The organism is Pseudomonas oryzihabitans (assembly GCF_006384975.1).
GTDB lineage: Bacteria > Pseudomonadota > Gammaproteobacteria > Pseudomonadales > Pseudomonadaceae > Chryseomonas > Chryseomonas psychrotolerans_B.
The window spans coordinates 4,398,294-4,412,031 of record NZ_CP021645.1 but is presented as its reverse complement, the minus strand read 5'-3'; the positions used below and the strand labels follow the sequence as shown (position 1 = coordinate 4,412,031).

At 65.9% G+C, this 13,738-nt stretch carries 14 protein-coding genes; 4 read left to right on the top strand and 10 right to left on the bottom strand.

Features of this window, described 5'->3' with window-relative positions; all coding sequences use genetic code 11:
• From rsmD to CCZ28_RS19810, 4 genes are all read left to right on the top strand, one after another.
• Positions 1-570 (top strand): 16S rRNA (guanine(966)-N(2))-methyltransferase RsmD, encoded by a 570-nt coding sequence (gene rsmD / locus CCZ28_RS19825; RefSeq protein WP_140220517.1) that lies wholly within the window; start codon positions 1-3, stop codon positions 568-570.
• Entirely contained in the window at positions 567-1,571 is a 1,005-nt protein-coding gene (locus CCZ28_RS19820) for a hydrolase (RefSeq protein ID WP_140220516.1), read from the top strand. The genes rsmD and CCZ28_RS19820 overlap by 4 nt, the downstream gene beginning before the upstream one ends.
• Before the next feature lie 99 nt (positions 1,572-1,670).
• The gene (gene coaD, locus CCZ28_RS19815; RefSeq protein WP_058766192.1) at positions 1,671-2,156 is read left to right on the top strand and encodes a pantetheine-phosphate adenylyltransferase; all 486 of its coding nucleotides are present in this window, start codon (positions 1,671-1,673) and stop codon (positions 2,154-2,156) included.
• 99 nt (positions 2,157-2,255) lie between these two features.
• Positions 2,256-2,507, top strand: coding sequence for a YfhL family 4Fe-4S dicluster ferredoxin (locus CCZ28_RS19810; RefSeq protein WP_058762937.1), 252 nt, complete (start codon positions 2,256-2,258; stop codon positions 2,505-2,507).
• Between the two features lie 16 nt (positions 2,508-2,523).
• Here the strand turns inward: CCZ28_RS19810 and CCZ28_RS19805 are convergent, their stop codons facing one another.
• The 10 genes from CCZ28_RS19805 to CCZ28_RS19760 form a co-directional block, all read right to left on the bottom strand.
• Complete coding sequence (locus CCZ28_RS19805) at positions 2,524-2,883, bottom strand: multidrug transporter (RefSeq protein ID WP_140220515.1); 360 nt, start codon at positions 2,881-2,883, stop codon at positions 2,524-2,526.
• A gap of 85 nt (positions 2,884-2,968) precedes the next feature.
• Positions 2,969-3,781, bottom strand: a complete 813-nt coding sequence (gene lgt / locus CCZ28_RS19800) for a prolipoprotein diacylglyceryl transferase (protein WP_140220514.1) — start codon at positions 3,779-3,781, stop codon at positions 2,969-2,971.
• A gap of 19 nt (positions 3,782-3,800) precedes the next feature.
• Positions 3,801-4,583, bottom strand: a complete 783-nt coding sequence (locus tag CCZ28_RS19795) for a sulfite exporter TauE/SafE family protein (protein ID WP_140221399.1) — start codon at positions 4,581-4,583, stop codon at positions 3,801-3,803.
• Between the two features lie 76 nt (positions 4,584-4,659).
• On the bottom strand, positions 4,660-6,939 hold the full coding sequence (gene ptsP / locus CCZ28_RS19790; RefSeq protein ID WP_058787896.1) for a phosphoenolpyruvate--protein phosphotransferase: 2,280 nt from the start codon (positions 6,937-6,939) through the stop codon (positions 4,660-4,662).
• 111 nt (positions 6,940-7,050) lie between these two features.
• Positions 7,051-7,524 (bottom strand): RNA pyrophosphohydrolase, encoded by a 474-nt coding sequence (locus CCZ28_RS19785; RefSeq protein WP_007161635.1) that lies wholly within the window; start codon positions 7,522-7,524, stop codon positions 7,051-7,053.
• A 191-nt stretch (positions 7,525-7,715) separates the two neighbouring features.
• Positions 7,716-9,257, bottom strand: coding sequence for an MFS transporter (locus tag CCZ28_RS19780; protein ID WP_205894603.1), 1,542 nt, complete (start codon positions 9,255-9,257; stop codon positions 7,716-7,718).
• Positions 9,258-9,351: 94 nt separating this feature from the next.
• Entirely contained in the window at positions 9,352-10,365 is a 1,014-nt protein-coding gene (locus CCZ28_RS19775) for an Ldh family oxidoreductase (RefSeq protein WP_140220513.1), read from the bottom strand.
• Positions 10,366-10,457: 92 nt separating this feature from the next.
• On the bottom strand, positions 10,458-11,525 hold the full coding sequence (hemE, locus tag CCZ28_RS19770; protein WP_140220512.1) for a uroporphyrinogen decarboxylase: 1,068 nt from the start codon (positions 11,523-11,525) through the stop codon (positions 10,458-10,460).
• Between the two features lie 96 nt (positions 11,526-11,621).
• A complete protein-coding gene (gene cynS, locus CCZ28_RS19765) occupies positions 11,622-12,062 on the bottom strand; it encodes a cyanase (protein WP_058762929.1) in 441 nt (146 codons plus the stop codon).
• A gap of 191 nt (positions 12,063-12,253) precedes the next feature.
• Positions 12,254-13,672, bottom strand: a complete 1,419-nt coding sequence (locus CCZ28_RS19760; RefSeq protein ID WP_140220511.1) for an FAD-dependent oxidoreductase — start codon at positions 13,670-13,672, stop codon at positions 12,254-12,256.
• Positions 13,673-13,738: the final 66 nt, after the last annotated feature.

Genomic DNA, 13,738 nt, shown 5'->3' with positions numbered 1-13,738 from the left:
ATGGCCCAGAAGACCGCCAACCAATTGCGCATCATCGGTGGCGACTGGCGCAGCCGGCGCTTCGTCTTTCCCGATGCCCTGGGTCTGAGGCCCACGCCGGACCGGGTCCGCGAGACCCTGTTCAATTGGCTGGCTCCCGTCACCCCCGGCGCCCGGGTACTCGATCCCTTCGCCGGCAGTGGCGCCCTGTTGCTGGAAGCCCTCTCGCGCGGTGCCAGCCAGGCGCTGGCCTTCGACCTCAACGCCCAGGCGGCCAATGCCTTGCGCAGCCATTTGCAGGCGCTCGACTGCACCCGGGCCGAGGTGCGCCAGACCGATGCCCTGCAGGCCCTGGCCAAGCCGGTCGAGGCGACCTTCGACCTGGTCTTTCTCGACCCGCCCTTCGGCAAGGCGCTGCTGGAGCCGGCCTGCCAGGCGCTGGAAGACCATGGCTGGCTGGCCGCGGACGCCTGGATCTACACCGAGAGCGAAACCCAGCCTTCACGCCTTGCCCTGCCGGCGACCTGGCAACTGCACCGCGAGAAGAAGACCGGCAACGTCCACTACGCCCTCTGGCACCGCCAGGCGTGACCAGCGCGCCCTTCAAGCCGGCACGCTGGCTGCCCGGCCCGCACCTGCAGACCCTCTGGGGTTCGCTGTGGCGCCGGCTGCCGCCCATCACCCGCCCGCGGGAACGGCTGTGGCTGGAGGATGGCGATTTCCTCGATCTCGACTGGTACCACGCCGAGGACCCGCGGGCGCCCCTGGTGCTGATCGCCCACGGCCTCACCGGCAGCTCCGGTTCGCACTATGTGCTCGGCCTGCAATTCGCCCTCGCCGCCCGCGGCTGGGCCAGTGTCGGCCTCAATTGGCGCGGCTGCTCCGGTGAGCCCAACCGCCTACCGCGCGGCTATCACTCCGGCGTCAGCGACGACCTGGCTGCGGTGGTCCGCCATCTGCAGGCCAGTCGCCCGCAGGCCCCGCTGTTCGCCGTGGGCTTTTCTCTCGGCGGCAACGTGCTGCTCAAGTACCTGGGCGAGCGCGGTGCGGACTGCGGCCTAAGCGCCGCGGCGGCGGTGTCGGTGCCCTTTCGCCTGGATCTCTGTGCCGATCGCATCGGCATCGGCTTCTCGCGCATCTACCAACGGCACTTCATCCGCGAACTGGCGCGCTACGTGCGCGACAAGCAGGCGCTATTCGACCGCGAGCGGCATCCCGAGCAGCATGAGATCCTCGCGCGCCTGGGCCCGCCGCTAGGCCTCAAGACGTTCTGGGACTTCGACGACAGATACACCGCGCCGCTGCACGGCTTTCGCGATGCCCGCGACTATTACCGCCAGGCCTCCAGCCGCTACTACCTGGGCGACATCCGCATCCCCACCCTGCTGATCCAGGCCGAAGACGATCCCTTCATCGGCCCGGACGCCCTGCCGACGCGAGCCGAACTGGCCCCCGGCACCCTCTTCGAGCGCCTGCCCCATGGCGGCCATGTGGGCTTCGTCGGCGGCGCCTTCCGCAACCCGGACTACTACCTGGAGCGGCGCATCCCCGACTGGCTGGTCAGCCAGCTGCCGCGGCCATCCGGCCGATAAACGCCCAGGGGTCGGCGATCCTGGCCGCGCTCGCCTTGGCCTCTCCCCGCCCCTGAGCTACCATCCAAGCCCCAACAGCTTCGCCCCCAGGACAGCGTCATGAACCGAGTGCTATACCCCGGCACCTTCGACCCCATCACCAAGGGCCATGGCGATCTGGTGGAGCGTGCCTCGCGGCTGTTCGACGAAGTCGTGGTGGCGGTGGCGGCCAGCCCAAAGAAGAATCCGCTGTTTCCCCTGGAGCGGCGGGTGGAGTTGGCCAAGGCGGTGACGGCGCACCTGCCCAACGTCGAGGTGATCGGCTTCAGCTGCCTGCTGGCCAAGCTGGTGGAGCAACAGCAGGCGACCATCATCCTGCGCGGCCTGCGCGCGGTCTCGGACTTCGAGTTCGAATTCCAGCTGGCCAACATGAACCGGGTGCTGGCGCCCCAGGCGGAGAGCATGTTCCTGACCCCGTCGGAACACTATTCCTACCTGTCCTCTACCCTGGTGCGGGAAATCGCGGCGCTCGGCGGCGACGTGACCAAGTTCGTCCATCCCACCGTGCACCAGGCGCTACTGGAGCGTTTTCCGCCGGAGGGCTGATTAACCCCAAGGACTGTCGGGTGCAGCCGGCGCGCGGATGGGGCAAAATGCGCGCCTGACTTTTGAGTCGCCGCGCGCCTGCGTGGCGAGGAGCCGACGATGTCCCTCATCATTACCGACGATTGCATCAACTGCGACGTGTGCGAGCCCGAGTGCCCGAACGGCGCCATCTCCCAGGGCGCGGAGATCTACGTGATCGATCCGAACCTGTGCACCGAGTGCGTAGGCCACTACGACGAACCCCAGTGCCAGCAGGTCTGCCCGGTGGACTGCATCCCCCTCGACGAAAATCATGTCGAGACCAAGGAGCAGTTGCACGAGAAGTATCTGAAGATCAGCGGCCAGGCTTGACCCCCGGCCTCACGCCCTAGTCGTTGGTACGACCGTAGCCGCTTTGGGTGCAACCCAGGCAGCGCACGAAGGCCGCCTTGCCCGGCTCGACCACCAGCGCCTTGCCGGCCTTGCCGATATTGCCTCCCGCCGCGGTGAACGGCAGGCTCACTACGAAGGCGCCCGCGCCGATCACCGTGGCGGCGATCAGTAATGGTCGCGCGATCAACAGATCACCGATCATGGAAAAGGCAGCGGGCGCCTGGGCCTCACCGAACGCCTGGTCGGCGGTCTGATACTCGGTGACTTCACCCTGAGCCTGCTGCGCCTGCGCCGGCAAGACCTGGAAGGTCAGCGCCAGGGCCAGCATGGCCGCCAGGCTACGGAACGGATTCATACGGCTGATCCCTTGCGCGATGGTTGTGGGGGTCCCTGAACTATAACAGGCCACCCGCACTTGTCATGCGGGTGGCCCCCAGACGTCATTCGGCGCGGACGACCGGCTGCGGCGCGCGACGATAGGCGCAGATCATCAGCGCTATACCGCCCAGCACCATGGGTACGCAAAGCACCTGGCCCATGGTCAGCCAACCCCAGGCCAGATAACCGAGCTGGGCATCGGGCACCCGGACGAACTCCACCAGGAAGCGGAAGATGCCGTAGCAGAGCACGAACAGGCCGGACACGGCCATGGTCGGCCGCGGCTTGCGCGAGTAGAGCCAGAGGATGACGAACAGCGCCACCCCTTCCAGAGCGAATTGATAGAGCTGCGAGGGATGGCGCGGCAGCTGGGCCGGATCGCTGTAGGGCGGGAAGATCATCGCCCAGGGCAGATCGGTGGGTTTGCCCCAGAGTTCGGCGTTGATGAAGTTACCGATACGCCCCGCACCGAGGCCGATGGGTACCAGCGGCGCGATGAAGTCCATCAGCTCGAAGAAGCCCTTGTTGTGGCGTTTGCCGAACCACCAGACCGCCAGGATCACCCCGATCAGGCCGCCGTGGAAGGACATGCCGCCCTTCCAGACCTCGAAGATCAACGTCGGATTGGCGATGTACTCCTCCAGGTTGTAGAACAGCACATAGCCTAACCGTCCCCCGGCGATGACCCCCAACGCCACCCAGAACACCAGGTCGGAAAGCGTCTCGCTGGTCCAGCTCGGATCGAAGCGATTCAGCCGGCGCTTGGCCAGCCACCAGGCGCCACCGATCCCCACCAGGTACATGAGGCCGTACCAGTGGATCTTCAGCGGGCCCAGTGACAGGGCCACCGGGTCTATTTGCGGATACGGCAGCATGGTGCCTCCTTGAAGAGGGTCAGAGTAGGAAGTTGAGCCCGACGCCGAATAGCAGCAGGGCGAACAGCCGCTTGAGCAGCCGGGGCGAAAGGCGATGGGCCAGCCAGACGCCAAGGGGGGCGAAAAAGGTACTGGTCAGGGCGATGCCGAGCAGCGCCGGCAGATAGACATAGCCCAGACTCCAGGCCGGTAGACCGGGCTCCTGCCAGCCGACGACGATGAACGACAGTGCACCGGAAACGGCAATGGGCAGGCCACAGGCCGCCGAGGTGGCCACTGCCTGCTGCATCGGCACGCTGCGCCAGACCAGGAAGGGCACGGTGAGCGAGCCGCCGCCGATACCGAAGATGGCCGAAGCCCAGCCGATCACCACGCCCGCCACGCTCAGCGTCGGCTTGCCCGGCTCGCGGGCCTGGGCCTTGGGCCGCAGATCCAGCGCCATCTGGATGGCGATCAAGATGGCGAAGGTACCGATGATCTTCTGCAACAGCGGACCCTGGATGGCCGCCGCGGTCACCGCGCCCAGGGCGCTACCGAAAACGATACCCAGCGCCATCCAGAGGAACAGCCGCCAACGCACGGCGCCGCGGCGGTGATGGGCCCAGACCGAATTGAGCGAGGTGAAGACGATGGTGGCCAACGACGTGCCCACCGCCAGATGGGTGAGGATGTCCGGATCGAGCCCCTTGGCGGTGAAGCTGTAGACCAGCGCCGGCACGATGATGAGGCCACCACCGACCCCGAACAGACCGGCCAATACCCCGGCGCAGGCGCCGAGAACCAGGAAGAGCAAGAGATCCATCATCACCTCGGGCGAAAGAAGCGGCATGGTACGCCGCTACCTGCCGGGCGGGAAGCGACCTTCCCGCCCGGCACGCTCAGCTCTGGACGCTGGCTGCCGGATTGATCACCCGGCCCAGTCCGAGGTTGCGCAAGGCCAGGTGCAGGGCGCTATGGATGACTTGGGGATTGTCGATCTGGCGCATCTGCTGCACCAGTTCCTTGGCCTTTTCCAGGGTGACCTGGCGTAGCAGCCACTTCACCTTGGGCAGGTTGGTGGCATTCATCGACAGGGTGTCGAAACCCATGCCCATGAGCAGCACCGCCGCCGCCGGATCGCCGGCCATCTCACCGCAGATACTGACCGGCACCCCTTCGGCGTGGGCCCCGTCCACCACCTGCTGCAGGGCCTGCAGCACTGCCGGATGGAAATAATCGTAGAGGTCGGCCACCCGCGGGTTGTTGCGATCCACAGCCAGCAGATACTGGGTGAGGTCGTTGGAGCCCACCGAGATGAAATCCACCTGGCGCGCCAGATCGCGGGCCTGGTAGACCGCCGAAGGCACCTCGACCATGACGCCTACCGGCGGCATGGGGATGTCGACGCCTTCGTCGCGCACCTCGCACCAGGCGCGGTGCAACAGGTGTTGGGATTCCTCCACCTCATGCACGCCGGAGATCATCGGCAGCATGATGCGCAGGTTGTTCAGCCCTTCGCTGGCCTTGAGCATGGCGCGGGTCTGCACCAGGAAGATTTCCGGGTGATCCAGGGTGACGCGGATGCCGCGCCAGCCGAGGAAGGGGTTGTCTTCCTTGATCGGGAAATAGGACAGCGCCTTGTCGCCGCCCACATCCAGCGTTCTCATGGTCACCGGCGCCGGATGGAAGGCCGCCAGTTGCTCGCGATAGATGGAGAGCTGCTCCTTCTCGCTGGGGAAGCGCTCGTTGACCATGAAGGGGACTTCGGTGCGGTACAGCCCTACCCCTTCGGCGCCACGCTGCTGGGCGCGGGCCACGTCGGCCATGAGGCCGGTGTTGACCCACAGCGGCATGCGATGGCCGTCGAGGGTCTCGCAGGGCAGGCTGCGCAGGGCGTCGAGGCCCTGGGTGAGCTGGCGCTCCTCCTCCACCACGTCGCCGTACTGCTTGATCAGCGTCGGCGACGGATTGGTGAAGATCTCGCCGTGGTAGCCATCGACGATGAGGTCGATGCCGTCCACTTTGGAATACGGCAGGTCCACCGCGCCCATGACGGTCGGGATGCCCATGGCGCGCGCCAGGATGGCGACGTGGGAGTTGCCCGAGCCGAGTACCGAGATCAGGCCGACCAGGCGCCCTTCCGGGACCTCGCCGAGCATGGCCGGCGAGAGTTCCTCGCTGACCAGGATGGTGTTTTCCGGATAGATCAGACAGGCCTGGTGGGCCTGTTGCAGATAGGCCAGCAACCGGCGGCCGAGGTCACGGACATCGGCGGCGCGTTCACGCAGATAGGCGTCGTCCATCAGCTCGAAGCGCTGGACATGCTCCATCACCACCTGGCGCAGCGCGCCCTGGGCCCACTGGCCACTCTTGATGATGGTGGTCACCTCGTTACCGAGGGCGGCGTCGTCGAGCATCATCAGGTAGACGTCGAACAGCGCCCGCTCTTCCTTGCGCAGCTGGGTGGACAGCCGCTTGGACAGCGCCTTCATGTCCGCCCGCACGCCTTCCAGCGCGGAGCGGAACAGCTGCAGCTCGGCTTCGATGTCGGTCACGGTCTTGTCGGGGACCACCTCGAGATCGGCGGGCGGCAATACCACCACCGCCTTGCCGACACCGACCCCTGGCGAACCGGGAATACCGACGAAGCGTGCTTCCTGGATGCCCTTGCCCTGCCGATCCAGACCGCGGATGGTCCCGGTGGCCTCGGCGTGGGCGATCACTCCCGCGAGCTGGGCGCTCATGGTGACCAGAAAGGCTTCCTCGCCTTCGTCGAACTGACGACGTTCCTTCTGCTGCACCACCAGCACGCCCATGACGCGCCGGTGGTGGATGATGGGGGCACCGAGGAAAGACGCATAGCGCTCCTCGCCGGTCTCGGCAAAATAACGGAAGCGGGGATGGCTGGCGGCGTCTTCGAGATTGAGCGGCTCTTCGCGCGTGCCGACCAGGCCGACCAGGCCCTCGTTGGGCGCCATGCTGACCCGACCGATGGACTTCTTGTTCAGGCCTTCGGTGGCCATGAGCACGAAACGATTGGTGTCCGGGTCGAGCAGATAGACGGAGCAGACCTGCGACTGCATGGCCGCGCGGACGCGCTGCACGATGATGGACAATGCCGACCGCAGGTCCTTGGCGGCATTGACCTCTTGGACGATCTTGCGCAGGACTCCCAGCATCTAGAGCCTCCGCAGCTGACACCCGGCGGGTCCGCCGGCGTGCATCACGTGTCGTTCATCCTGCATGACCACAGCTTCTCCTCACCTCTTTCGCACCGGCTGTGCCGGCAGTCAGGCCAGCAAGCGGGGTGCCAACTCCTTGAGCGCCCGCCGATAGACCTCGCGCTTGAAGGTCACTACCTGGCCCAGCGGATACCAGTAGCTCACCCAGCGCCAGCCATCGAATTCCGGCTTGCCCGTGACATCCATCCGTACACGCTGCTCTTCCGCCGTCAGCCGCAGCAGGAACCACTTCTGCTTCTGGCCGATGCACAGCGGACGGCTGTGCGTGCGCACCATGCGCTGCGGTAGACGATAGCGCAGCCAGCCCCGAGTACAGGCCAGGATACGGACGTCATCGGGGCTCAGCCCCACCTCTTCGTTCAGCTCCCGGTACAGTGCCTCTTCCGGCGTTTCCCGGTCATCGATTCCACCCTGAGGGAATTGCCAGGCATCTTGGTTGATGCGACGGGCCCACAGTACTTGGCCGGCATCGTTGGCGAGAATGATGCCGACATTGGGGCGAAAACCATCAGCGTCGATCACGGCTGCCACCCTTGAAAAATGTCGTTGCCCGCATTGTTCCACAAAGCCCGACAGCCCAGCAATGCAAGCTCCGGACCGACTAAGCGGCGGCCGACCGGCGCCGTCTCCAGGCAGGCGATAGTGCTGGCAAAGGCCCGCATTATGGTGAGTGCTTGCTGAACACGGGCTTAAGGACGGGCAATCGTCGTGAACTAGCGGAAATGCCGCTGCAGCGCCATGTAGCCGGCCAGGGCCAGGCCGATCCAGCCCACCAGCCAGAAATAGTCGAGATAGCCCAGCACCTGACTCTGCCGGGTGACCAGGCTGGAAATCTGTGCCAGGGCGTTGTCCGCGCCGGTGGCCTGCCGATAGCGCTCGCCATAGGCCTGGTAGGCCTGGGCATAGGGATTGACCGAGGCACTGAGGACTGCGGCGTGAAAGGCGTCGCGCCATTGCAGGAAGACATTGGACAGCACGATGCCCATGGGCATGACCAGTTGCTGGGTCATGTTCTTGATCTGGTAGGCCTGGCTGAAATAGGCCGGTTCCACGCGCATGAAGGTGTACATGATGATCACCGCGAAGGTACCGATCAGGTAGGTGCCGTGCATCATCAGGCCGGGGACCAGTTGCTGATGGAGAGGCACGTCGGCGTGCTGGCGCACCATCCAGAAGCCATAGCCGGCCAGCAGCAGATAGCCGGCCACCAGGTATTTGCGAAAGCCGCCCCAGGGAAAGCGGTCGCGTAGCCAGACCGAGGTGATCATCAACAGCGGTACCAGGCCGCATAGCCAGCCGAGCGCCATGACGCCGCCGGCGGTGTAGACCGGCAGTTGCAGGCCGTTGACCACATACTGGGGGATGACGAAGTTGTAGGCCCCCAGCAGGAAGTAGTTGAGCATCATGAACAGCATGCCGGCGAGAAAGCCGGGGGTGATGGCGTTCTTGAAATCCAGGGTCGGCCGCGCCAGTCCGCGTTCGTAGTAGACGTACAGGCCGAGGATGGCCGCCCCCAGCAGTAGCTCCAGGGCCAGCCGCAGGCCATCGCTGAAGAAATCGAAGGCCAGCCGTTGGGTGGTGGTGGTGAGCAGCAGGCTACCGGCGGCGAGCAGCACCATGGAAAGCAATGAAGGCGCCCCGGAATTCTGCAGCGGATGGGAGCGCCGTGGCAGGGACAGCCAGACGCACACCGCCACCAGCAGGCAGGCCAGGGCCGGCACCATGAAGATGGCACGCCACTGATGCCCTTCCAGCAGCTCCGCGGTGGTGAAGGAGGCCAGCGCCCCGCCCAGGGGCACACCCGAGGCGAAGGCACGGATGCCGGTCGGCAATTGGGGGCCGGAAAAGTACATCTGCACCAGTACCCGCGCGCCGGCGAAAAAGGTGGCGGCACCGGCGCCCATCAGGGCGCGGCCGGCGATGAAGAGCGGCAGGTCGGTGGCGATCAGGCAGAACACCTGGCCGACGAGGTGAATGCCGACCGCGGCGAAGATCAGGTTGCGATAGCCCAGGCGCTGGGCGAACCACTGGTGCGGCGCGCTGGTCAGGATCACCGCGGCGCTGTAGCAGGCCGTGGCCAGGCTATAGCTGCGCTGGTCGATGCCCAGGCCGCCGTAGACGTAGCGATTGGCCAGGGCGATGGACAGGTTGTCGAGAAAGTACACCAGCACCATGAGGGTGATGCTCAGCAGGAGCAGGCCTCGATGATGAGGGCGGTCGGTATCGTCGGCGTACATGGAGACCCAGGCTGGCACGGAAGTAGCCAGCCGTGGACCCCTGAGCCGGCGGCGGGGTTCAGCGCCCTCGTGGTTGCAATGTCGTCGAGGTGAACCCGGTCGCCTTCACCGGTCAGTTGGGCAGGAGCGCCCGAACGTCGCTCAGTAGGCTATCCGGCACCTCTATCCAGCCGCGCGCCTCGTTGCGCGCTCGCGCCTGATAGCGCCGCTGCGAGGGCAGGCGCGCGCCCTGGGCCTCGATGCCAGCGAACAGGGCTTCGGCGCGCTGCTGGTACTCGGCCACCGCGCCGCCGAGAAAACGCTGGGGATCGAACGCCAGGATGAGTTCGCCGTGATAGGGCAGCCCACCCGCTCCAGCGTCGAAGTCGGAGGATTCGGGGCTGGTCAGATCGCCGATCAGCGGACCGGCGAGCAACTCGATCATGGCCGCCAGGGCTGAGCCCTTGTGCCCACCGAAGGTGAGCATGGCGCCCTCCTCCAGCACGGTTTGGGCATCGGTGCTGGGAGTACCCTCGGCATCCACTCCCCAGCCTTCCGGCAACGCCTGGCCGGCGCGGCGGTGCAGCTCGATCTCGCCGCGGGCTACCGCACTGGTGGCGAAATCGAAGACGAAGGGTTGTCCTTCCGGTCGCGGCCAGCCGAAGGCGATGGGATTGGTGCCGAACAGCGGGCGGCGACCACCTGCCGGAGCGACATAGGCCTGGGTCGGATTGCAGGCCAGGGCCACCAGCCCCCGAGCGGTGAGGGCTTCCATTTCCACCCAGAGCGCCGAGAAATGTACGCAACGGTTGATCGCCATCGCCGCCAGGCCGCAGGCACGCGCCTTGGCTTCGAGCAGTGGCAGACCGGCAGCGAAGGCCAGCGGCGAGAAGCCGCCGTGGGCATCGACACGGACGATGGCCGGGGCCACGTCCTCGACCTGGGGTTCGGCATCCGGCACCACCTTGCCGGCCTTGAGCGTCTTGATGATGCCCAGCAGCCGATAGATGCTGTGGGAGGCGCAGTCGTCACGCTGGCCGGCCACCATGGTAGTGGCGATGGCCGCTCCCTGGGCCGGGCTGAAGCCATGGGCCGCGAGCACCTCCTCGGCCAGGTGCTGCAGGTCTTCCGGGGTCATCTGGGCCATGGCGGCGCTCCGTCGGGAAAACCCCGACTATGCCGCAATCGCTAGCGCCCCGCTTGCCCGACCTGGGAGCGGTAGTGCCGATTCCGGCACAATCAACCCTGGTGGTAGCGTGCCGACAGTTCGTGGACCGCTGCGATGAAGGCGCCCGCGTGGGCCGGATCCACCTCGGGAGTGATGCCGTGGCCCAGGTTGAAGACGTGGCCGCTGCCCTGGCCGTAGCTTGCCAGGATGCGCCCGACCTCGGCGCGGATGGCCGCTGGCTTGGCATAGAGCACGCTGGGGTCCATGTTGCCCTGCAGGGCGACCTTGGTGCCCACCCGCCGGCGGGCGTCGCCGATATCGCACGTCCAGTCCAGGCCCAGGGCTTCGGCGCCGCTGTCGGCCAGGCTTTCCAGCCAGAGTCCGCCGTTCTTGGTGAAGAGGATCACCGGTACCCGGCGCCCCTCGTACTCGCGGATCAGGCCGGTGACGATCTTGCGCATATAGGCCAGGGAGAATTCCTGGTAGGCCGCCGCCGAGAGGTTGCCGCCCCAGGTATCGAAGATCTGTACCGCCTGGGCGCCGGCGCGGATCTGGCCGTTGAGGTAGGCGGTGACCGCCTGGGCCAGCTTGTCCAGCAGCAGGTGCAGGGCCGCGGGGGTGTCGTAGAGCATGGCCTTGGCCTTGCGGAAGTCCTTGCTGGAGCCGCCTTCGATCATGTAGGTCGCCAGGGTCCAGGGGCTGCCGGAAAAGCCGATCAGCGGCACCCGCCCATCCAGCGCGGTGCGGATGGTACGCACGGCGTCCATCACGTAGCCCAGATCGCTTTCGGCATCGGGAATCGGCAGCGCCTCGATGTCGGCCGGGGTATCGATCACCTTGCGAAAGCGCGGTCCTTCGCCGGTCTCGAAATACAGACCCTGGCCCATGGCATCGGGGATGGTGAGGATGTCGGAGAAGAGGATGGCCGCATCCAGCGGATAGCGCTCCAGCGGCTGCAGGGTCACCTCGCAGGCGAACTGCGGGTTCTTGCACAGGCTCATGAAGTCCCCGGCACGGGCCCGGCTGGCGCGGTACTCGGGCAGGTAACGCCCGGCCTGGCGCATCATCCACACCGGGGTGACATCCACCGGCTGCTTGAGCAGGGCACGCAGGAAACGGTCGTTCTTCAGGGCGGTCATGGCGACATCCGGCAGCAAAAGTGCCGGCATTGTCGCAAAGCGGCTGGCAAAAGGCACGGCGCCAGCGCGTGCCTTTTGTCTATCGCGGCGATCGGCTTACCAGCTCTTGTAGGGCAGGAACTTGCCGTTGAGGACGATCTGCACCCGGTCGCCCTTGGGATCGGCCACCCGCGAGATGTCCATGCTGAAGTCGATGGCGCTCATGATGCCGTCGCCGAACTCTTCGTGGATCAGGGTTTTGATGGTATCGCCGTAGACGTTGATCATCTCGTAGAAGCGATAGATCAGCGGATCGGTCGGCACGGCCTTGTCCCAGTGCTTGTGCGGGAAGGCTTGCAGGGCCAGGGACACCTCGGCCGGCAACTCCAGTACCTGGCACAGGCGCTCCGCCACCTCGGGCGCCATGCTGTTCATGCCCAGGCAGGCGGAGGTGGTCCAGACCGGCGACATTTCCAGGCTGGCGGCGATCGCGGCCCAGCTCAGGCCCAGGCGCTGCTTGGCGGCGAGAATGGCGGCGGTCATTTCGGGCTTGTTCATGGCAGTACCTCACAGGGAGAGAGCCGGGATCTTTGCAGACCCTGTGCCAGCGGCGACGAGGGCTCTAGCACGTGCCTCTCAGCGTCCACCCCACCTGTCACTGCACCAGAAAGCAGCCCCACCCCTGAACGACGCCCAAGAAAAAAGCCGACCGGCTTGGCGCCGGTCGGCTCTTGTCCACCCGCGGCGGCTTAGACGCCCAGGTAGTCGAGGATACCCTCGGCGGCATTGCGGCCTTCGAAGATGGCGGTCACCACCAGGTCAGACCCGCGCACCATGTCGCCACCGGCGAAGATCTTCGGGTTGCTGGTCTGGTGCTTGAACTCACCCAGACCGGGCGCCAGCACGCGGCCCTGGCTGTCGACGTCGATACCGAACTGCTCGAACCAGGGCGCCGGGCTCGGGCGAAAACCGAAGGCGATGACCACCGCCTCGGCCGGCAGGATCTCCTCGGAACCGGGAATCGGCTCGGGGCTGCGGCGGCCACGGGCATCGGGCTCACCGAGACGGGTTTCCACCACCTTGACGCCTTCTACCTTGTCTTCGCCGATGATGGCGATGGGCTGGCGGTTGAACAGGAATTTCACGCCTTCTTCCTTGGCGTTCTTCACTTCCTTGCGCGAGCCCGGCATGTTGGCGGCGTCGCGGCGGTAGGCGCAGGTCACGCTCTTGGCGCCCTGGCGGATGGAGGTACGGTTGCAGTCCATGGCGGTGTCGCCGCCGCCCAGGACCACCACGCGCTTGCCCTTCATGTCGATGAAGTCGGCGGCATCCTTCTCGAAGCCCAGGTTGCGATTGACGTTGGCCACCAGGAAATCCAGGGCATCGTGCACGCCGGGCAGGTCTTCACCGGGGAAGCCGCCCTTCATGTAGGTGTAGGTGCCCATGCCGAGGAACACCGCATCGAATTCCTCGAGCAGCTGTTCCATGGTCACGTCCTTGCCCACCTCGGTGTTGAGACGGAATTCCACGCCCATGCCGCCGAACACCTCGCGGCGGCGGCTGAGCACGGTCTTCTCCAGCTTGAACTCGGGGATGCCGAAGGTCAGCAGGCCACCGATCTCGGGATTCTTGTCGAACACCACCGGGGTCACGCCATTGCGCACCAGAATGTCGGCACAACCCAGGCCGGCCGGGCCGGCACCGATCACGGCGACGCGCTTGCCGGTGGGCTTGACCTTGGACATGTCCGGGCGCCAGCCCATGGCGAAGGCGGTGTCGGTGATGTACTTCTCCACCGAGCCAATGGTCACCGCGCCGAAGCCATCGTTGAGGGTGCAGGCACCCTCGCAGAGACGATCCTGCGGGCAGACCCGGCCACAGACCTCGGGCAGGGTGTTGGTCTGGTGCGACAGTTCCGCCGCCGCCAGGATGTTGCCTTCGGACACCAGCTTGAGCCAGTTGGGAATGAAGTTGTGCACCGGGCACTTCCATTCGCAATAGGGGTTGCCGCAGCCCAGGCAGCGGTGCGCCTGTTCGGCGGCCTGCTGCGGCTTGAAGGGATCGTGGATCTCGACGAATTCCTTCTTACGCTGGCGCAGCAGTTTCTTCTTCGGATCCTTGCGACCGACCTCGATGAACTGGAAGTCGTTGTTCAGACGTTCAGCCATTTCCAAACCTCTTGAAGCGACGCCCCATCAGCTGGGCGCCACGAGCTAGCACGGTGAAACCGGCTC

What these genes read in the sequence shown, in the direction of transcription:
- CCZ28_RS19775 (WP_140220513.1), bottom strand. Translation starts at nt 10,365, where the DNA reads ATGGCCCAGATGACCCCGGAAGACCTGCAGCACCTGGCCGAGGAGGTG.
- CCZ28_RS19795 (WP_140221399.1), bottom strand. Translation starts at nt 4,583, where the DNA reads ATGGATCTCTTGCTCTTCCTGGTTCTCGGCGCCTGCGCCGGGGTATTG.
- ptsP (WP_058787896.1), bottom strand. Translation starts at nt 6,939, where the DNA reads ATGCTGGGAGTCCTGCGCAAGATCGTCCAAGAGGTCAATGCCGCCAAG.
- hemE (WP_140220512.1), bottom strand. Translation starts at nt 11,525, where the DNA reads ATGACCGCCCTGAAGAACGACCGTTTCCTGCGTGCCCTGCTCAAGCAG.
- cynS (WP_058762929.1), bottom strand. Translation starts at nt 12,062, where the DNA reads ATGAACAAGCCCGAAATGACCGCCGCCATTCTCGCCGCCAAGCAGCGC.
- CCZ28_RS19760 (WP_140220511.1), bottom strand. Translation starts at nt 13,672, where the DNA reads ATGGCTGAACGTCTGAACAACGACTTCCAGTTCATCGAGGTCGGTCGC.
- rsmD (WP_140220517.1), top strand. Translation starts at nt 1, where the DNA reads ATGGCCCAGAAGACCGCCAACCAATTGCGCATCATCGGTGGCGACTGG.
- CCZ28_RS19810 (WP_058762937.1), top strand. Translation starts at nt 2,256, where the DNA reads ATGTCCCTCATCATTACCGACGATTGCATCAACTGCGACGTGTGCGAG.
- CCZ28_RS19805 (WP_140220515.1), bottom strand. Translation starts at nt 2,883, where the DNA reads ATGAATCCGTTCCGTAGCCTGGCGGCCATGCTGGCCCTGGCGCTGACC.
- lgt (WP_140220514.1), bottom strand. Translation starts at nt 3,781, where the DNA reads ATGCTGCCGTATCCGCAAATAGACCCGGTGGCCCTGTCACTGGGCCCG.
- coaD (WP_058766192.1), top strand. Translation starts at nt 1,671, where the DNA reads ATGAACCGAGTGCTATACCCCGGCACCTTCGACCCCATCACCAAGGGC.